This is a genomic window from Rudaeicoccus suwonensis (assembly GCF_007829035.1).
Lineage (GTDB): Bacteria > Actinomycetota > Actinomycetes > Actinomycetales > Dermatophilaceae > Rudaeicoccus > Rudaeicoccus suwonensis.
The window spans coordinates 60,631-79,126 of the sequence record NZ_VIVQ01000005.1 but is presented as its reverse complement, the minus strand read 5'-3'; the positions used below and the strand labels follow the sequence as shown (position 1 = coordinate 79,126).

Genomic DNA, 18,496 nt, shown 5'->3' with positions numbered 1-18,496 from the left:
GGCCTTCGGAAGTGGTCGCGAACACGTTGACTGCTGGTTTCCATCGCGTGGTCCATCGTGCCTGCCCGCGGCCGGTGGGGTCCAGGGACCTGGTACCAGGTAGAGACATTTCAGCGCGGCGTGCTCGCCCGCGGAAGTTGACCATGTGCGCGGACCGCGCGCCGGTAGCGGGCGTTCAGTGACTCGATCGCGTTCGTGGAGAACAAGATTTGCCGGATCTCGACATCATAGGCCAGGAATGGGGTGAATTTCCTTCCACGCGTTTCCCACAATCGGATCAACGCCGGGTACTGCTGGCCTCACTGGTTGCTGACCTGCTCGAACTGCCCTCGCGCGGCATCGGCGCTGGGTGCGGTGTACACCGAGCGCAGTTGCTTGGCGATCTGGCCCGAATACTTGGGTGAGGTGAGGCAGAAACTGTTGCGCATTAAGTGGATGACACAGACTCCCGCTGTCAACCTGGGTGGGTGTGGCGGTGGTGGGTAGTGGGCAGGTGGGGGCGCCGGCGAGGCTGGGGTTGTCTTGCCGGTTGGTGGTGCTGGTGGGGTTATGCCGCGGGTGCTTGGTGGTGGACGCGGGTGGGGTCGAACGGTTCGTGGTCGGTCCAAGCGCGCCACAGGATCCGGGTCCAGCGTGCGCCCAGGCCGCGGTAGGCGCGGTAGCGGCCCTGGCCTGCGTTGCGGGCGTGTTCATAGACGTCGCCTGACCAGGGGTCTTCGCGGGCGGCGACGGTCATCCACCAGTCGATGCTATGCCGTAGTCGTTTGTTCGCGGCGTACCGGAAGCGGACTTGGCGGGTGCGTCCGGATGCGCGGGTGACCGGGGCCAGGCCTGCTTCGGCCAGCAGGGTTGCGGCGGTGGGGAATCGGGCTCTGTCGTCGCCCATTTCCCCGATCATGGTCGCGGCGATCACGGTGGCGATGCCGGGGAAGCTGGTGAAGACTGGCCCGTCAGGGTGTGCGCTGACCAGCGGGGTCAACATCGCGTTGTACGTGCGGATGTTGGTGTTGAGCAGTTCGAGTTGATCGACCAGCATCAAGGCTGCCGTGTGCTTTCCCGTGATCGTGCCGTCAGTTGCGGTGAGTAGGTGCGGACGTAACCGGTCGCACAGGGCTGCTGGCTCGACGCGGCCGGTGTAGCCGTGTCGGGCGCAGAATCGTCGCATCCGGTCTTCGGTGACCCGGGCGGCTGCCGCGGGGGTGGGGTAGTCGCGGATGAACGCCAGGGTGATGTCGCGGTCCAGGGAAGAGAACAGGTGCAACGGCGCGGGGTGGTAGGCCTCCAACGCGGCGCGGAGCCGTGACTCCACGGCGCGTTGCATCACGATGACTCGTTCTCGGTCCCGGGACAACGCTGCGATCTGAGCGGTCAGCGCGGATGGCCGGCTCAGGGGCCGCCAGTGCACGTGTTCATGGCGCAGGGTGTCGGCCAGGACGAACGCGTCGAAGGCGTCGGATTTGGTGTTGGCAACCCGGTATCGTTCCCGGGCCCGAGCGGAGATCTTCGGCGAGATGCAAAACACGCTCTCACCACGGTCAAGGAGGTGCTCGACCAGGATTCCCTCGGCCCGTTCGATGGATACCCGTAGGACTCCTCGAGATGCGAAAGCGTCCAGAAGCCGGTCGATTTCGGTGAACCCGGTTACCGTGTGTTCGATTCTTCGTTGGACCTGGATCGTGCCCGTGTGGTCGACGACGCAGATCTGGTGGTGGGTGCCGCCCCAATCGATGCCGGCGAACATCGCGTGCGGATGTTCTGCTTCGGTGGTGACCATGCTGCTCCTTCCGGGAACTTCGGGTCGCCTGATGCCGTATGCGCGGCGGGCTCGACTGTTCGGAACCTCATCTCGGCGCTCAACCCGGAACGGGTAGGCGCTGCTCCCGCTGGCCAATCATGTCGAGCCTGCCCCGCCACGGGCGGACGGGTCTGCGTGTGGACCTCGAGGGCAACTCGTTTGAATCGGTCCTACCCGCGACGGCGCAGACAACCAGCGGGACTATCCCGCCACACCCATGGTGCATAGATGAGGTTTGCACGATCGCGTCCGGCCACACCAATTCGACGACATCAGGCAGCCCTTCAAGTCGTCACAGACCACGAACGTCGTGTCGGTGATGCCCCGGTTGCGTAGGTCGGTCAGGACTGTGAGCCAGTACTTCGCTCTCTGACCCTGGCCCGGGGTGCCGGCCCACAACCCAAGCACGTCTTTACGCCGTCGACGCTGACACCGACCGCTGCGTAAGACGGCCGGTTCGCGACCTGACCATCGCGGACCTTGACCACGATCGCGTCCACGAAGATCTCCGAGTACTTCTTCGGCCGCCGGTTCCGCGGCGCCTTACGCCGCGAGTGGTCCTCGTCCGGGCCGGACTGTTCCTGGTTCATGTCCTGCAGTGTCATGCGTGCCTACTCCGATCGCGTCCACAGCAGTGGGCGTGTCACGGACCAGGGGAACACCTAAACTGCGATAGTCCCTCGCCAGCCGAAGCACCTGCGCAGGCGGCCGGATCGGATCGACTGACAGGACCGTCGGAAACTGCGGTGAAACGCGGCGGGTTCGGTAGCCAGCGGGGGTGCCGGAACACACCGTGCCCGTCGATGGAGCCGACAACCTGAATAGCCGCGTTCTGCGGCGCCAGCACATCCCGGGGCAGGTGGGTCAAAGCCGAGACCGCAACTGGCCGGGCACCGTACTCGGAAACCGCGGCTGTTGACTAGTACGGCATCGGGTTTGCAACTAGTGCGGCGCGATTCACGACTGAGGCAGCTATGGCTTCGGGTCGGCCTAAGTACATGCAGCGTGCAAGATGGCGGGAGGATGCCCTGTACAGCGAACACCCTGAGCCTATCGAGCGTTCTTGGAGGTGGGGCCACATGTTGATATTAGATCCGCGGACGATATGATGAGGACGGTATGACCAATGCAACCGCACCTAGTCGGTCGACCGAAAGACTCCTGGCGACGTGTTGGACGAGCGCTGGAAGTGCCGCCCCGGACCACGCGGACATCCGGAGTCAAGTCGAATTGCAGCACCGCATCGAGTTTGTGGCTTCGGCTGGGTTCCAAGGCTTCGGGATACATGCGGTCGACCTAATGGACTCAATCCGACGCCACGGCGTCTCGCATGTGCGGTCACTGCTCGATGGCCATGGCATCGTTGATGTGGAAGTCGAAGGCATCGACGCCTGGTGGATGGACGAACCAAGGAATAACTACGAAGCACGCAGCATATTGGACGCTGCGGGTGCGATCGGCGCACGTCACATCAAGCTCAACCCCGACCATCAGAACCGCGCTTGGGACTCAGAACTCTGGGCTGCACGACTCGCTGCGTTCGCGGACCTAGCGGGGGACGTTCAGGCACGTGTAGGACTCGAATTCCTCCCTTGGTCGAATATCCACAACTTGCGTAGTGGCGTGCACCTCGTCAAGGCGGCTTGTCATCCCAATGCTGGCCTTGTCATCGACGTGTGGCATATGGAGCGATCACGAAGCTCTACCCTAGAATTGTTAGAACTCCCGCTGAGTCTGATCAGCGGCGTCGAACTCAACGATGCCGCCGCCCAACCGCTCGGTGATCTCTACTCGGACACAATCAACGACCGCCGCTATTGCGGTGACGGTGACTTCGACCTTAAGTCGTTCATCGACGCGATCCGCACGACCGGCTGGCGCGGCCCCTGGGGCGTGGAGATTCTCTCACACGAGCACCGCCACGCAGAGGTATCGGTGGCGCTTACTAGGGCCTATCAGACGGCACGGCGATCGCTCGCCTAGAAGATCGCGACATTAATGGCTGCCTGGTGCGCCGTGCCGATCGTGCGGCTTCCGCGGGCGAGCACGCCGCGCTGAAATGTCTCTACCTGGTACCAGGTCCCTGGACCCCACCGGCCGCGGGCAGGCACGATGGACCACGCGATGGAAACCAGCAGTCAACGTGTTCGCGACCACTTCCGAAGGCCTCTAGCCCACCGCCGAAATACTAATCCACAGAACCAGAAACACCGAAAAGCCCAGTGTCACGTTTTGATGAAGGTCGACGGGGTTCGCTCCACCGTTTTGCCGTTGGTGGCCATTGTCCGTAGTGCGGCTTCGTCGACCCTTGCAGGCCGACCGATCTGGCTTGAGAGGACCGTGGCATCGCCCCTGATTGCGATGTGCCGACCAGCCGGCCTGTGCCAATCCGTTGCTGAAGGACACAGACCATGATGGTGATCGGATCGACGCACACAAGCGGACGCACACTGCCGTGTTGGCCGATGAGGCAAGTAGGTACCAAGACGGTGGGCACGATTACCGACCAACACCTGAGTTTGCTGGCTTGGGGCCGCGAACCAGCAGGCCAAGAGCCCGTTGCTGTGGGCGATCGAGGACCGTCGGCGTATGTCAGCTGAACACGGCGCTACACCGCATCGCGCTGGCTCAGGCCCGTTGCCACCCCGGAGCCCGAGAACTACTCCAGCGACGCAAGAACAACGGCGATGGCGGCATGGAAGCACTTCGTGTGCTCAAACGACACCTCCCATGACGCGACTCACGAAGCCGGATGCGGCCGTCGATGCTGTCTCATCACGGTGAGGGTATTTGGCGACCACGGTGCACGAGCCCGCCACAAAAGGCTTCTGCACGCGCTACCTGCTGCGCCGCGTTTTCCGCTTCAGTCCGAGGCCGCCGCGACAATGGCAGCCAACCCGATGCCGAAGCTATCTACGGCCGGCACGACCAGTCTCTCCAGTTGCGAAGGGAATCGCCAACTTACCGCGAAACCGGTCGGTTCGAGGTCGCACGCAAGGGAGATGTTGTAACCGAAGAACTCCAGTTCGTCATGCATATCCCCCAAATCGTGATCCGTATACGGGATGGTCTCGCTCGTCGCGACCGTCCCCCGATAGTTAAGTGCCACCTTCGCTGACGTGACCTGCGCTACGAAATCTCGGAGCTCCGCATCGGGATGCAGGTAACGCACCGCTCCATAGGTGAGTTGAAGTCCAAGGGCCGCCGAGACGGCGGCCGCGGACTCCTGAAGGAGACCCTCAGGTGACGACGAACTGCCCAGGTCAAGGATGACGGGGTACTTGTCTGCGAACCAACCAACCGTTCTGGAGAACTCCAACGACGACGGGCCCAGGTGACGCCCGCTGGTGAACATGCTGACTGGGACGGAACCTCCGACTGCCAGCCCGCGCAGCGCGTAGTGAAGGCACGACAGCGCAAGCACGTCAGCCCCGTGTTGTGCACACAACTTCTGAAATGACTCCGCCTGCGCGACCTCATAGAGGCGCTGGACCCTGGTGGTGTCGGCACGGCGGACTGAGTCGAGATGTTGACGAAGAGGGTTTTGTTCGTGCTGCGGGTCGATGGAAAGTACGTCAATTAGACCATCCACTGCGCGCCGTGCGTCCGCGCTCAGTGCCAACCCGTGCAGGTACTCGACCCAACTCCTAAACGATGAAGTCTTAACCGGCGAAAAATTTTCTCCCCGTGCTGCAGCATCGATGGTCGAAGTCAAGTCCTCCATCAGCACCTTCCATCCGATGGCATCGGTCACCATATGGTTAGCGATCACCATGACGCCCCATGCGCCAGCATCGTTCGTGAGTGTAGTGAAGGAACAAACATGACCCTGGTCGAGCGCTATTCGCGAATGGGCACGGTCTGCGACCTTGTGAATTCCGTCTCGGTCATCGTGGCCCACAGCTTCGACTGCCACGGCGTCCATTAGAGCCGCTGTCGGAACCACCTGTTGATTCACGCCCGTCTCGTCCTTGTCGAATCGGACTCGCAGCATCTCATGTGTTTCGAGCACCGCGCTGATCGCATTCTCGATTAGCTCGGGGTTGGCTTCTTCTGGGACGTGGACGATAGCCGCCAGATTGAATCTGTCCGGATTGAAAGTAACTGACTCGAAAGCGTCACGCTGTGGAGGGGATAGGGGGAAGCGCGAGAATGCGGGGATTTTATTTTCTGCAAAATCTATCTGTTCTATCCGTCGCATCTTGGCGATCGTGTCGGCTAGGGATGGGGCATCAAATACATCTCTAACAGCGACGTGCCACCCTTCGCTCTGCAATCGACCCAAGAGTTCGACTGCGACGAGCGAATCGCCCCCGATCTCATAGAAATTGTCTATCGCTGAAACGTCGGTGCCGTCGAGGAGCAGAGTGAGCGCGGCCAGAAGTACCGAGCTCGCCGATGAAGAGGTGGAGTCTTGGTTAAGATTATCCGCATCGGGCAACATTTTTAGCTTTCACAATTAGAGTGCGGAATCACAAATTAAGGGAAACGTTAGCACAGGGACTCGGCATGTTGCTGGTACACAAGCGAACGAGGTCGACGCCTTTCCTACGTCCGAGTCGTCTCGCGAACGGAGACCGCAACGCCGCGTCGCGGGTCCCGTACGGGGTTGGCCCCGCGCCTGGGCCGGTGGTCGGTCCTTCCGGCTCGTCTGTGATTCACTCGGGGCGTGACAGCAACCACTGCGCACAATGAGGGCCGTCGCCTGCGGGGCAACGGCGACTTCGTCCGGTTGACCGTTGGCGAGAGCATAAGCCAGCTCGGATCGTCAATGTCAGTGTTCGTCCTACCGCTGGTGACGGTCGCACTGACTGGCTCCGCAGCTCAAGCTGGGGTGGTCGGAGGTGCTGCCACTCTCGGGACGGTACTTTTCATTCTGCCCGCGGGGGCCCTCGTCGATCGGTGGCACCGCAGACGTGTCATGCTCATCAGCAGCGCCGTCCGCGCGGCTATTTGGGCAGCGATCGGAGTCGCGGGACTTCTACATGATCTGACCCTGACATATCTCATCGTGGCCGCATTCCTGTCGAACGTAGCGGAGACGTTCTTCAGCCCGGCCGAAGGTGCATCGGTCCGCAAAGTAGTAACCCCTGAGCAGTTGCCGACGGCGATGGCAGTAAATGAAGGACGTCAGGCCGCTGCGAGCTTGATCGGTGGTCCGCTCGGGGGCCTGTTGTTCGGTCTGAACATTATGTTTCCGTTCTTTTTCAACGCACTTTCGTTCGTTGCCTCCTTGATTGGGGTTTGCACCATCCGGTACCCCTTAGGCAAGGCGGAGCAAACGGAGGACGCGAAACCGACCTCTATAGTTGCTAGTATCGCGGCGGGGCTACGCTTCGTCTGGTCGAGGCCCGCGATGCGTGATATCTTCATTGTCTCCGCCATACTGAACTTCGGGATCACAGCGATCGACCTCACAATCATTCTGAATCTGAAAATCCGGGGCGAAACTGCCGCAGAGATCGGTTTCATCAGCGCGTCCGCGGGTGCGGGAGTATTTCTCGGGGCCGCTGTCGCTCCGAGGGTCATCAAACGCATTCCGACAGGAAAGATCTCGATTTTCTTGGGATGGGTACTGCTGACGACTTACTCGATCATGGCCTTGCTGCGGGAGTCGCTGTATGCGCAGATTTTCTTGGTCTTCATTGCATTATTCATGGTGCCTGCACTGAATGCTGGCCTGAACTCCTACACGATGCTGGTTACTCCTGATGCATTTCAGGGGCGCGTGCAGAATGCTGGCGGTTTCATGGTAATGATCCTCATGCCATTTGCAGCATTTCTAGGCGGTACCGGTTTAGAGTATCTCGGCGCCGGACGAACAATGCTTGTCCTCGTCCTAATTTTGGCGATTGGTCCAGTGCTACTTACTGCAAACAAGCATATTCGCCACATACCTCTGATATCCGAACTCGGGGATCAGGCAAGATGACCTGCGCGCGACCGCGCCGCCCTTCGGCCGGGATCGCGTCGTGAGCGGTGTTCCACGCCACCCCAGTCCCTCGGTGACCCTGGCTACGCTCACGTGCTGGACCAAGATCCCTTCCAGGACCCACCGGCAGGCCACCCCGAGACGGCTTCGCTTTCGGCTCCACCGCCGCGGTGGTGTCTTGACGCCACACATGCCGCACCCGGTGCACCGGTAGCGGGGCACCGTGACCAACAACATCGTGGGCGCCACTCCAACGATTCATACGCCAACCGGCGCGTAATGTGTGCCGCGGGGGAACCCTGCGGACCCGCAGGGGGGGGCGACACCACTCATCCGGATGCACAACCCGGCACGCCAGCACCGCCCGGTCCGGGTCCAGCCGTTGACCGGTCACGACCACACCAAGCCCATCCAGGCGGGCGAACGTGGTTAGGGCAACCGGGCAGGTAGCGTCAGGCATGTCGAGGTCTTCCAGATGGTCAGTGTGAGAGTTGCTATCTTCGGGAGACCTCGATCCCTATCCCGCAGCCGCCCCGACTACACCGGCAACTGTGTAGAGCCTGTTATCAGTGTGCGTTGTGAGAAAAACTGGTCATCAGGATGCACATACCGAGTCGACGGCTTCGCACCACATGTGTGCCCATAACATGTGGACTTCCTGGATGCGTGGCGTCTCTTGCGAGGGGGCGACCAGCAGGTGGTCGGCGCGCTCCGCCAGGTCGCGGCCGCGTTCACCTGTCAAGGCGATTGTCAGCAGATTGCGCGCGTGAGCGACGTCGAGTGCGCGTAGGATGTTCCGGCTAGAGCCGCTGGTACTCATTGCCAGCAGGACGTCCCCCGTGCGTCCGTGCGCCCTAACACCACGTGCGAAAATTTCTTCGTATCCGTAGTCATTGGCGACCGCAGTGACTGCGCTCAGTGACTCCCCGAGGTTGATCGCAGGGAGGGGAGAGCGGTCGAAAATGCACTTCCCGACCAACTCAGCGGCGACGTGGCTAGCGATCGCTGCCGACCCGCCGTTCCCGGCGACGAGTAGGGTGCCGCCACCCGCTAGGCAGCCGAGCAGTTCCATGCCTGCAGCGTCCACCTGCGCCACGAGTTTGGGCTCGGCGAGGGCAACCGATAGTAGCGCCCATTCGGAGAGTGATTTTTGACGACGATTACTTATAGCCGAACTGCATTGTTCTGTGGTTGCGTTATGCATCGCATTCCCTATCATGCTCGTCTCGTTGCATCGCACCTCGCTCTTGTTCTGCGCGGAGCGACCGCTGAAAAATCGTGGAGGGCATTGTCAGTAAGTGTCAGACACTCGCAGCCGATAGGACGATAGAGACCATATTGCTGCCATCTTCAGCGGAAGTCGAATTCTGGAGCTCCGGTTACAGGCACAGGTCGACCAGATTTCCGCCCGGCCGGAGAACAAAATTGGGGGCAGATTCAGAACCGCACATCTAGATCGCCCGATCCTCGCAAACACAGTTATATCGACTCGGGGAGGGGAAACTTACACCGTATTTAGGCAGACTGCTCAAGTAGCGAACGATAGAGGTTCTCGTACCCGTCGATCATCGCCTCGGCCGAGAAATGGTCGACCACTCGTTGCCGGCAAACCTGCGGCGCAAGGTCACCTACCCTCCCGACGGCATCGATCATACCCTCAACGGAATCGCAGAGAAATCCGGTTTCACCATCAACGATCAGGTCTTTCGCCGCGCCTCTGCGCATTGCAATCACCGGGGTCCCGCAGGCCAACGATTCGGCCATCACTTGCCCGAAAGGCTCATCCCAACGAATAGGGAACAGCGTTGCGGAAGCCGCCTGCATCAACTGGATTTTCTCGGCATGCGGCGGTTGCTCGAACACTTGGTCACAGTTGCGCATCTTGGGCCGTACAACTTCGTCGAAAAACTCGCGTTCTGAGGAATCGTCGTGCTTCAAGATCATCACCAAAGGCTTGTCGACGGCCCGCGAGATGTCGAGAGCGATGTCAGTTCCCTTTTCTGAGCAACACCTGCCGACGAACGCTAGATAGTCCTCCTTTTGATTACCGAGTGGGTGCATTTCGAGATCGATTCCCGCGTATATCGTCGCCGTGTAGGAGATTTCTGGGTTCAATGCGGCTTGGGAAGGGCTGCTCGCGACGAGGTGGATGCGGTTGTCGACGCGGCTGAAGAACCTCCTCCTGACATCAGTCCAGGGCATGTGAAGGGTGTGCACCACCGGCGGACGCCCACCCAGCATGGCTCCCAGCGCTGGGCCGATGCGAGAAGTGGTGTGGTCGTGGATGACATCGAATTCGTCAGCCATCAAATAGGGTGTGACCATGTGGATCATGTCGGCGTCGGCAGCACCGGGACCCTTGTGCACCGGCGTCTGTTCTAGGGGACTGATCAGGCGGCCCTTGGTTCGAGAGCCAGTCGGCGCGAAGAGCGTCACATCGTGGCCGCGGTTCACCAGTCCTTCGCTGAGATTGCCCACCATGCGCTCAACCCCTCCGTATCCGTCGGGTGGTACACGAAGCCAAGGCGGAGCGATCTGGGCAATTCGTAATGACTTAAGCTTGTTGCTGGCATTCATCGGAATGGGTCCTCCTGGTCGTGAAAGTCGTCTACGTTCGAAGAGAACGGAGAAAACTCAAGGTATATCAAGGCTGCTGACGTTTTTCGGAAAGTGTGCTGCGCGGGAAAAGCTTTTTCTCAACTCATCGTCAAATTTGCATTTGAGTGCAGTATTCATGCTTGTGCGAGCGAGGTCCCGCCGAAGAATTTGGTCCGATCAAAGACGTATATCGGATCCATATTACGTACACGACAGAACTCTTCGAACGCGAATGTGCTCTCGGCGTCGTCGCAAAGAATTACTCCACGACTGCTGAGATGGGTCTCTGCGATTTTTAGTTCTGCGGTCATGTATTTATATCTGTGATGACTATCGTGAATGAAAACATCGATCGGGGGCAGTGTCTTGATTTCACGCTTCAGGTCTTCGAGGGGCGATCGTGCATCGAGTACGTGGAGGACCCACGACCTCTGGTTCTCCCCTGATAGGTAAACTCCGACATCGTCGCTAATGTCGAAACTGTGCAGTGTGCCGCGGTTATTCTTCGCCAGCGCCCGCAGGAAGAAGAACGTCGAGGCGCCGTTTCCGACGCCCGTTTCCACAATTATCTCTGGCTTCAGAGTGCGAGTAAGTGCGTAGCACAGCAGCATGGAAGCTGACTCAATGTCGTGAAAGAGCTCGTAGGGGACGGATGTGGATTTGCGTCGATCCTCGAACTCTTTCTTCAGGTCGGCAAACTCTGAAATGACCTCTTCGGGAATGGCCGCATTGGCGAGACGTCGGACGAAGTCTTCGGGTTCGGCGAGACGTCGTCCGGAGGCGCCCAAGAGGTCATATAGGTCGGGTGCGCCGACGCGCCGTCGCAGCTTGGCACGTAGATAGCGCCGAATACGGTAGGCGATGGATCTTTTGCGACCCGCTCTTCGCGAAGATGAATTGGTAGGTGTCACGAATGCCTTTCGTTCTCAACTGCTGCGGGTGAGGTCTGTCGATAAAGGACTCACGATTGCACATCATGGGATAGCTTGTTTCGGATAGTTGCTCACCTTCGTGCCGTACCTCATGTCGTCGACATTCTGTCGGGTCCGGCTCCTTCCCTGCCGTGCGTGTAGCGACGATACCGGGGGTCGAGCCCATCATGCACGCAACTGGCGCCCGATTCCTGCTCAGGCGACTGCCGGAGTAGGAATTTGCTGCGGTCGACGGCTGGACAACGAGCGCGTGTGCGTTCCGATCGACAGGCGCACCGATTGTTCGGCCGCCGACTCCACTAGCCCCTGCCTAGCGCTCGCTCGCCGATCAGCAGCAGGTTCTGATTATGGGGACGGCGAATTCGACGTGGCGAAGACTTGCAGGTGGCTTAGCGGTGTCAAGGCGTGGAAGTAACAGGGAGCGGCTTGCCAGCGAGGAAGTGTTTGTATTCTTGCAAGATGTGAGCCAGCCTAGGCGTTCCAGGGGCAGTTTGTTGATCTCGTCGGCGATGGCGTCGAGGAAGGGCTGGTGGGCGGTGATCGCCCGAATCGGCCACCCCGCCTTCAACCCCGTCGTGATCTCGATCCGATCGCCCGCCGTCACCATCCGCCGCTGCACCAGCCCATCCTGATCAACCCAGATCAGCCGCTGCCGACCAGCGCTATTGCGACAACGCAATGACTCCGCTACGGCGGAAGAGCACGTACGACGAGGGGCCAGTGTGCTGGAGCCCTTAGAATACCAGCATGGAAGCACACCCGCTTAGGCAAGAGGCGACGGGCGCTGCGATTTACCAGATCGCAGGCGGGAAACGACACGAAGCTGATAGACCGCTCATCTGCGTGCATTCTGCACATGGCAACCTGGCATTCCTGCGTCGTTACTGTGAGCAGCCCGAGGAGTTCGCGATCTGGGGCATCCAAGCTGCGCACGTCGTCGAACCCGACACGACCGCAAACGAGCTCGCACTTCGTTACGCCGATCTTGTTCTGTCTGGCCGGCCGGCCGGCCCCTACCGTATCGCCGGGTATTGCGCAGGTGCCGCGATCGCATTAGAGCTTGCAACAATCCTTCAGGACGCGGGCCATAAAGTAGAATTTGTTGGTCTTTTAGATGTACTTCCGTTGAAGACTAGCGCTGACGCCCCTTCGACTGACGAGCTCGCAACTCAACGCTTGGCCGAGATCGACTACCGAGTCGAGCTCCTAGGTCGCGGTACTGGACTCGTGGAAATGACCGATTATCTTCGCCTGACGGACTCGATTGAGGGGTCGCTCACTCGGGACGAAATTGAGGGCCACTTTGTGAGGTGGGCTCACCTGACCCTCGCTGGTAATGTGTATACCCCTCCGACCTCAAGCACTATGCCCGTCTGTGTGATCAGCTCTAAGCAACGCAACATGTCGGTCGAATTGCAGACCACTGCGTTGCGGGAGACATGGGGTCTGACGGATAACGACCGGGCGACTGTGCGAATTCTCCCGGGAGCGGCAGGGCTCCTCTATCGAACTAAGTCGTTCCGCGTGGCACTGCAAAACGAGCTAGCATCCGTTTGATGGCAGATTGCGTCCGCTCGGGACCCTGACGTACACTGGAAAAGCAGAGTCAGAGCGGACGCACTAAATCCGATGCCGAATTCGACGTCTGCCACGACAGTCAATTGCCAGAATGCCCAGGTTCGGCACACACAGCGACCAGAGCTGCTCGATCTATTTTACCGTTTGCGTTTAGCGGGATCGACTTCACGTGTCTGAAATCATGGGGGATCATGTAAGCAGGCAATCTCTCTTGCAAGCTCTGCCGCGCGATTCGGACATCTACGTCCGGCGCAGTGTAGAAGGCGCACAACGTCGCCATACCCTCTAGTCGCGCCTCAGGACTTCTGAGCACTACGACCGCGACGCCTCCCAGGACGTCGATGCGCCGAAGGTTCTCTTCCACATCCGCAATCTCGATTCGGTGCCCAGCCACTTTTACCTGATCGTCCAACCGACCGTGATGGATCAACATCTCACCCTCAGCGATCTCGACGACATCACCGGTCCTATACCAATCTTCGTCGCGCACATGTCCCAGCAGAGTACGATCGTCTCCGGCACGGAAAGCCTTCACGTTCGATTCCTGCTGAACATATCCCTTGAACCGCTGCACACCACGAAGCAGTAGTTCTTGGAAGTCCATGTCGCCATGCTCTGCCTTCGCCGTCCGCCACTCGAGGTGTGGAAATACCCTTCCGATGGGGACGGTTCCGTTGGATGTTGCAACTTCATCCGCGACCCGCGGAGGAAGTTTGTAAGCGGAGCATGCGATCGTGAGTTCCGTCGGGCCGTATAAGTTGACGATCTCACTGTTGGGAAACCAGGCTCGCACACTGGCTACTTGATCATAGGTGAGCGCCTCGCCACAGAAGCCCGCCCAGCGAAGGTTCGTGTCCAGCGGCTCGTGTTCACGATGCGTTGTGAATGTTAAAGCCGATGGCACCGAGAACCAGTGAGTTAGCTGACGATCGCGGATGTACACGTCGATCAGCAGATGGGATCGGTCCTCGCGCAAAACGAGTGTTGCACCACTGGCCCACGTGATAAACATGTCGTGGACCGACAGGTCGAAAGATAGAGAGAAATTTTGCGAATGTCTATCGCCGGGTATCATGCCGACTATGGGGCGCACGTGGTCTACGTAAGCACGTACGGATTCGCCGAGGATCGGGACACCTTTCGGTTCTCCAGTAGTGCCTGAGGTAAATAATATGTAGGCAGCGTCAGGTTCCTCGCCGGCGCGGGACTTCGCACCGAGCCGGTCGATTCGCCCGTCGAGGGTGCCTATAGACCATCGGCCATCGATTCGGTCACGCAGTTCGTTTTCGCGGTCCGTGAGGATTACGCCGCCCCCGAGTGCACTCAACATGCTCATGACCCGCTCGACCGGCAGTTGACCGTCGATAGGGACAATCGTGCTGCCCATAGACGTCCCAACCAAGTACGCGACGATCGCGTCCGCACCATTCTGACCCCAGACGACAAGCACCGCCGGGAGTCCGATCGATCCGCATAGCCGCTGTCTGACCGCAATGGCTTGGTCGTGCAGAGTTCCGTAACTCCATGTGCGATTGCCCGCATCTAAAGCCGTGACGTCCCCGAACGCGCCGACGCTAGATTCGAAGATATCCCACAAGTCCTCTGACCCTGACATGTTTTGCTACTCCTTCGGCTCGTGATCACAGGTGCTGCCGTGTGGGAGGAACGGGCTACGTAGCTGCGTTCACAGACATGCATGGCAGACAGCAGCAGAGTCGGTGTCAGTTCGTCGCGGCGGCATCCAGGACTCCTTGGAGGGTGCCGTCGGTGAACATGACATCTAACGGAATCTCGATTCCACACCTTCCGGCGAGGCTGCTTACAAACTCTACAGCTGAGAGCGAATCGCCACCCTGCTCGAAGAAGTTCTGCTCTGGCCCGGCCGAATCAACACCTAGTATCGAACACCATTTTTCTCTGATGATGTCGTTCGTTTCATTCCCCGAACTCATCGAGTTCTCACCTCGTCCTTCTTTTGTGTCGTGCGTTGGTCGTTAGACTCGAGCGTCGTCAGGCCCGGCAGACTCACGATTCCTGTCCACGTTCTCGTGACTGTCGCTCCCCTACGCTTTTTGAAATCAATCGCCCCGCGGCCGACATCAATGGAGATCAAACTGTTCTGCCGAGCAAACTCCTGTGGCGCCTGTGATACGACGGCTACGTATAGCGCAAGGCGTTCGCCCTCACCGCACTCAGAGGGGTCGGGGAGACCGACTTCGGAGAGAGTGAGGGCCGAGCCGTGGATGAGGCCGACCGACACAGCCTCCGCTGCCAAACTCTTGCTTTGGAAGACAACGACACGGACTCCCTCGCATTTTGCCCACTGATCGAAGCGCCACTCAGCCAGCTCAGGGACGTCACGTCCCCCTTTAGCGCGAGCGTGTCCTGCGATCATCGTGCTCGCCCGCCTCGCCACGTCCTGCCAGTCATTGACGCTGTACTCGATTGACATGTCGTCAAGGAGTCTGCTGTCTCTGCGCAGGTACTTGCGTACCTGCTTCGTATTCGGAGCGTCGAGAGATTCGTACATCGCGGTCGGTTCTGTCTCGACCCAGGTAATGCGGGACTCGAACGCGAAATTCAACCAACTGGCCGCGGCGCTCTCCTGAAACGGGAAGGCAACAGTCGTCCGATCAGTATCTCTAACGAACGAAAAGACCTGGTGCGCGTATGCGCGGGGATCGGTGCGCTCGGGGTCGACGTAGAGGGTTGTCCGGTGCGCGGCCGTACTGCCCACCACTAAGGTATCCGTGGCGATCGGGTTCGACCCCTCGAATAAGTCTGGGTTCGGCCAGCGGCTGGTTTGACAGGCGAAGAGCGGTGTCGCACATACCAACTCTCCGCTAGCACTTCCCTCCAGATAGGCGACGCGCCATCTCGGATCCTTCTCGATCTGTTTCAGTCGTCCGTAGCAGTCCGTTACCGCCGCGGTCCCGCCAAGCGATTCGAAACTGTTCCGACTGAAATCTTCGACCGAGTTGGCTAGCGAGAAGTTGAGATTCACGTTTCCTCCGGTTACGCAAGTGTCGGATACGAGCTAAATCCCTCAGGTCGAGGGCCCTCGACGCGGAAGGCGGCGACGATGGGATTCAGCTTAATATTCCCTCCAACCGGACCATGTTCAGCTCAATCTGCTGACATCCCCTCGCTATTTTCGGTGCCGAGTGTGCGTACCCGAAATCCACTCGCGCAGAACCAATCGAGATAGCTATAAGGGTCGGCGCAACGTAGCCAGCGTAATGATAGGCAGCCCGCCGACTCGGTAAGTCATTTTTGACACCAACCGTATGTACGTCGAGTACATTAGACCACTTTCGACATGCCGTGTATGCGACAGGCGTGCCATCGATCGAGATTCGGAGATAGAAGTGGCCCCCAGGACGCCTACGATATGAATTCATTCTCCACTCGGTTAATGAAGGGGTTTCTGTGAAGCCGTTATTCGACACCACCTCGGAAATGAAGGGGGCGGCTTCGTGGGTCACGTCTTCATCGAACGGGACGACCTCGTACTCGAACCCGAGCTCTGCGGCGTCCCTGATGTCTCTGTTCCACGTCTGTCGCACCTTACGGTCCCGGGACGCGACAAATGATTCCATGTCACAAGCCTCGGTGAGTTCCAGGTAGCACCAGCTCTCCCTCTTGACGACATCAAGGCCGAGGTCGAGACCGTCTGCTGCAGCAACAAATGCTGGAAGGTCGTCCGTGGCGATGAACGGGGCGACCGCGACGCGATCCTCGTCTCGCGCCCGTTCTAATGCGAGTCTCACCATCTTTGAGAGAGCGCTCCTGCGGTTGGCGGCGCTGAGACTGCCGAACTGATGGGCAGGGCGCATCCGCGCGAAACCCCCACCGATGAAGAGGCGTCTGCCTGACTCGCCCGGAATGCCAAGGAGCGTTCGGTAGCTCGGGCTGAACGCCTCGATCCTATTTGATGTGACTATCGCCAGTGAACCATCGACCTGGATTGTGGAGAACTGATTCCTCGAGTCGAGCGAACACACCGCTTCTTCATCGGCAAGTGTCAGAGAGTCTGTCGCAGATGCCGAGTCAGTCGTCAAGATCTCTGCGGTCACTTACGTAGTATATGTATCCGGGCTTATCGGGCTAGGTTTCACTTCCGCGGAACTGGTGTTCCAAGCGTTGATGGCGCCGCCCGTATCAGCACGCCGTGACGACGTCGCCTCGAGTGCGAGATCCCCATCAACTTCTGCCAGTCGCGCTGTCAAGCCCTCTCGCGGACAGAGCGGGTCAATCCCGTCGCGCACTGCCTCTCGTCGGCGCGACCAGTGGCGACTAGCCCGGATCGAGCCGACATCCGCCACGCTCGTGAATCGCCAGGACTAGGGCTCGCAACTGTGGGGGTGCGGGTCTCGTTTGGGCGGGTTCTCGGAACGTACATAGGAAGTTCATGACCGTCCCAAGGAAGCTCGGTTTCGGTGGGCCGGATGTGGGTTGTTCCACACCTGAATTTGTGAAAGGACCGCCTGCCGGCGGTCGAGAGTCAGGGGGTATGGGCATAGGGAGAGCAGGGTTCGAACGACGCAGCGGAAGGAGCGAGCGCTGGCGACACGAGAAGGAAACCGTGGCGCCGGGTGACGGCCTGAAGTTTGTCTGGCAGTGGACTCAACCGGCGGTGCGCGAGGTGGCGCGCTGTCGGCCAGGTCGAGAGAGACTTCTTTCGAGCGAGACTGTGTGGTTGGAGCGGCCTAAAGGCTCCAGAGGTAGTCACAGGCATCAACAGCTGTTGGAACGATAACGTCGGCCGCGAAGGGGCTAGTAGGTGGCGTCCGTCCATGAGAAACCCAGATCGACCGTGCCCCGACCGCGGCCGCGCCAGCCACGTCGTTCCCCCATGAATCGCCTACTACCCAAGCACTCTCAGGAGGGAAGCCCGCGTTTGCAGCCGCGGCGACAAAGATCCTAGGATCGGGTTTCCATACGCCCTGCGTCCCTGAGAAGCACAGAGTGTCGAACAGTTCGAGCAGACCGTCCCGAAGCTTTCGCCGTTGCGACACCTCGTATCCGTTGGTAACCAATGCCAGAGCCCAACCTGCGTCACGGAGACGAGCTAGAGCCGTGAGTACGCCGTCAAACATTATCGAGGCGTCAAGTACCCGATCGTTCAATAGATCCGCAAGCTGGTCAGGGGTCTCGCCCGTCCCGTACTTCTCGATGATGAGATTTAAGGACTCGATGTTGTCGACTGGTCGCGCCTGCTCCGCCCTGAGGAAGGCCAGGCCCTCCGCCCCCCACGAGCGCTCCTCTGCTAGAGCAATGAACACACGATCGATTGCACCGGTGTGATCCACCAAGGTGTCATCCAGATCAAACATGGCCAGTTGACGCACGCCGCAGTTATATCAGGCTTGTGTTGCGTGGCGGAGTCATTGCGTTGTCGCAATAGCGCTGGTCGGCAGCGGCTGATCTGGGTTGATCAGGATGGGCTGGTGCAGCGGCGGATGGTGACGGCGGGCGATCGGATCGAGATCACGACGGGGTTGAAGGCGGAGTGGCCGATTCGGGCGATCGCGGGCCATCTGCGTCGTTCGCCGTCGGTGATCAACTGAGAGATACGCAGGAACTCGACCCGAACGTTGGGCTACGGATGGTCACCGCGGACGTGCGCTCCGAGCGCCGTCGGGCACGCTCGCAGGTCAG

Annotated in this window: 14 protein-coding genes and 4 pseudogenes; 5 read left to right on the top strand and 13 right to left on the bottom strand. The window is 59.7% G+C overall.

All coding sequences use genetic code 11. The features are described from left to right. Positions 1 to 110: 110 nt before the first annotated feature. The 3 genes and pseudogenes from BKA23_RS18275 to BKA23_RS16855 all read right to left on the bottom strand — a co-directional run. Positions 111 to 617: pseudogene (locus tag BKA23_RS18275) on the bottom strand (transposase). Next, entirely contained in the window at positions 548 to 1,774 is a 1,227-nt protein-coding gene (locus tag BKA23_RS16860) for an IS110 family RNA-guided transposase (protein WP_145225232.1), read from the bottom strand. The pseudogene BKA23_RS18275 and the gene BKA23_RS16860 overlap by 70 nt, the downstream one beginning before the upstream one ends. A 241-nt stretch (positions 1,775 to 2,015) precedes the next feature. Then, positions 2,016 to 2,310, bottom strand: a pseudogene (locus BKA23_RS16855) (transposase); the annotation flags it as partial. A 604-nt stretch (positions 2,311 to 2,914) separates the two neighbouring features. Between BKA23_RS16855 and BKA23_RS16850 the strand changes: the two are divergent. Further along, complete coding sequence (locus BKA23_RS16850) at positions 2,915 to 3,778, top strand: sugar phosphate isomerase/epimerase family protein (protein ID WP_145230679.1); 864 nt, start codon at positions 2,915 to 2,917, stop codon at positions 3,776 to 3,778. Positions 3,779 to 3,837: 59 nt separating this feature from the next. Continuing rightward, positions 3,838 to 3,968: pseudogene (locus BKA23_RS16845) on the top strand (IS256 family transposase); the annotation flags it as partial. 690 nt (positions 3,969 to 4,658) lie between these two features. On the opposite strand, the gene BKA23_RS16840 reads toward BKA23_RS16845, so the two are convergent. Then, positions 4,659 to 6,236, bottom strand: a complete 1,578-nt coding sequence (locus BKA23_RS16840) for a condensation domain-containing protein (protein ID WP_170226665.1) — start codon at positions 6,234 to 6,236, stop codon at positions 4,659 to 4,661. Positions 6,237 to 6,464: 228 nt separating this feature from the next. On the opposite strand from BKA23_RS16840, the gene BKA23_RS16835 reads away from it, so the two are divergent. Then, positions 6,465 to 7,727 carry an MFS transporter gene (locus tag BKA23_RS16835; RefSeq protein ID WP_145230675.1) on the top strand — a complete coding sequence of 421 codons (1,263 nt, stop codon included), beginning with the start codon at positions 6,465 to 6,467 and terminating at the stop codon, positions 7,725 to 7,727. On the opposite strand, the pseudogene BKA23_RS18040 reads toward BKA23_RS16835, so the two are convergent. From BKA23_RS18040 to BKA23_RS16820, 4 genes and pseudogenes are all read right to left on the bottom strand, one after another. Next, positions 7,711 to 8,187 (bottom strand): annotated as a pseudogene (locus BKA23_RS18040) (ISL3 family transposase); the annotation flags it as partial. The gene BKA23_RS16835 and the pseudogene BKA23_RS18040 sit on opposite strands and share 17 nt — an antisense overlap. Before the next feature lie 135 nt (positions 8,188 to 8,322). Further along, positions 8,323 to 8,931, bottom strand: a complete 609-nt coding sequence (locus BKA23_RS16830; protein ID WP_246104714.1) for a D-sedoheptulose-7-phosphate isomerase — start codon at positions 8,929 to 8,931, stop codon at positions 8,323 to 8,325. A 311-nt stretch (positions 8,932 to 9,242) separates the two neighbouring features. Next, on the bottom strand, positions 9,243 to 10,304 hold the full coding sequence (locus tag BKA23_RS16825; protein ID WP_145230670.1) for a glycosyltransferase family 4 protein: 1,062 nt from the start codon (positions 10,302 to 10,304) through the stop codon (positions 9,243 to 9,245). 155 nt (positions 10,305 to 10,459) lie between these two features. Then, entirely contained in the window at positions 10,460 to 11,236 is a 777-nt protein-coding gene (locus BKA23_RS16820; RefSeq protein ID WP_145230668.1) for a class I SAM-dependent methyltransferase, read from the bottom strand. Between the two features lie 768 nt (positions 11,237 to 12,004). Between BKA23_RS16820 and BKA23_RS16815 the strand changes: the two genes are divergently transcribed. Beyond that, positions 12,005 to 12,814 carry a thioesterase domain-containing protein gene (locus tag BKA23_RS16815; protein WP_145230666.1) on the top strand — a complete coding sequence of 270 codons (810 nt, stop codon included), beginning with the start codon at positions 12,005 to 12,007 and terminating at the stop codon, positions 12,812 to 12,814. Between the two features lie 100 nt (positions 12,815 to 12,914). Here BKA23_RS16815 and BKA23_RS16810 read toward each other — a convergent pair whose 3' ends face one another. From BKA23_RS16810 to BKA23_RS16790, 5 genes are all read right to left on the bottom strand, one after another. Further along, a complete protein-coding gene (locus tag BKA23_RS16810) occupies positions 12,915 to 14,450 on the bottom strand; it encodes an AMP-binding protein (RefSeq protein WP_145230664.1) in 1,536 nt (511 codons plus the stop codon). A gap of 106 nt (positions 14,451 to 14,556) precedes the next feature. Beyond that, positions 14,557 to 14,787 (bottom strand): acyl carrier protein, encoded by a 231-nt coding sequence (locus tag BKA23_RS16805; protein ID WP_145230662.1) that lies wholly within the window; start codon positions 14,785 to 14,787, stop codon positions 14,557 to 14,559. Continuing rightward, positions 14,784 to 15,839 carry a hypothetical protein gene (locus BKA23_RS16800; RefSeq protein WP_145230660.1) on the bottom strand — a complete coding sequence of 352 codons (1,056 nt, stop codon included), beginning with the start codon at positions 15,837 to 15,839 and terminating at the stop codon, positions 14,784 to 14,786. The genes BKA23_RS16805 and BKA23_RS16800 overlap by 4 nt, the downstream gene beginning before the upstream one ends. An 85-nt stretch (positions 15,840 to 15,924) precedes the next feature. After that, positions 15,925 to 16,911 (bottom strand): hypothetical protein, encoded by a 987-nt coding sequence (locus BKA23_RS16795; RefSeq protein ID WP_145230658.1) that lies wholly within the window; start codon positions 16,909 to 16,911, stop codon positions 15,925 to 15,927. A gap of 633 nt (positions 16,912 to 17,544) precedes the next feature. Continuing rightward, the gene (locus BKA23_RS16790) at positions 17,545 to 18,186 is read right to left on the bottom strand and encodes an HAD family hydrolase (protein ID WP_145230656.1); all 642 of its coding nucleotides are present in this window, start codon (positions 18,184 to 18,186) and stop codon (positions 17,545 to 17,547) included. 99 nt (positions 18,187 to 18,285) lie between these two features. Here BKA23_RS16790 and BKA23_RS16785 point away from each other — a divergent pair, with 99 nt between their 5' ends. Beyond that, complete coding sequence (locus BKA23_RS16785; RefSeq protein ID WP_145230655.1) at positions 18,286 to 18,405, top strand: helix-turn-helix domain-containing protein; 120 nt, start codon at positions 18,286 to 18,288, stop codon at positions 18,403 to 18,405. Positions 18,406 to 18,496 lie beyond the last annotated feature (91 nt).

What these genes read in the sequence shown, in the direction of transcription:
- BKA23_RS16850 (WP_145230679.1), top strand. Translation starts at nt 2,915, where the DNA reads ATGACCAATGCAACCGCACCTAGTCGGTCGACCGAAAGACTCCTGGCG.
- BKA23_RS16860 (WP_145225232.1), bottom strand. Translation starts at nt 1,774, where the DNA reads ATGGTCACCACCGAAGCAGAACATCCGCACGCGATGTTCGCCGGCATC.
- BKA23_RS16815 (WP_145230666.1), top strand. Translation starts at nt 12,005, where the DNA reads ATGGAAGCACACCCGCTTAGGCAAGAGGCGACGGGCGCTGCGATTTAC.
- BKA23_RS16810 (WP_145230664.1), bottom strand. Translation starts at nt 14,450, where the DNA reads ATGTCAGGGTCAGAGGACTTGTGGGATATCTTCGAATCTAGCGTCGGC.
- BKA23_RS16825 (WP_145230670.1), bottom strand. Translation starts at nt 10,304, where the DNA reads ATGAATGCCAGCAACAAGCTTAAGTCATTACGAATTGCCCAGATCGCT.
- BKA23_RS16830 (WP_246104714.1), bottom strand. Translation starts at nt 8,931, where the DNA reads ATGCATAACGCAACCACAGAACAATGCAGTTCGGCTATAAGTAATCGT.
- BKA23_RS16805 (WP_145230662.1), bottom strand. Translation starts at nt 14,787, where the DNA reads ATGAGTTCGGGGAATGAAACGAACGACATCATCAGAGAAAAATGGTGT.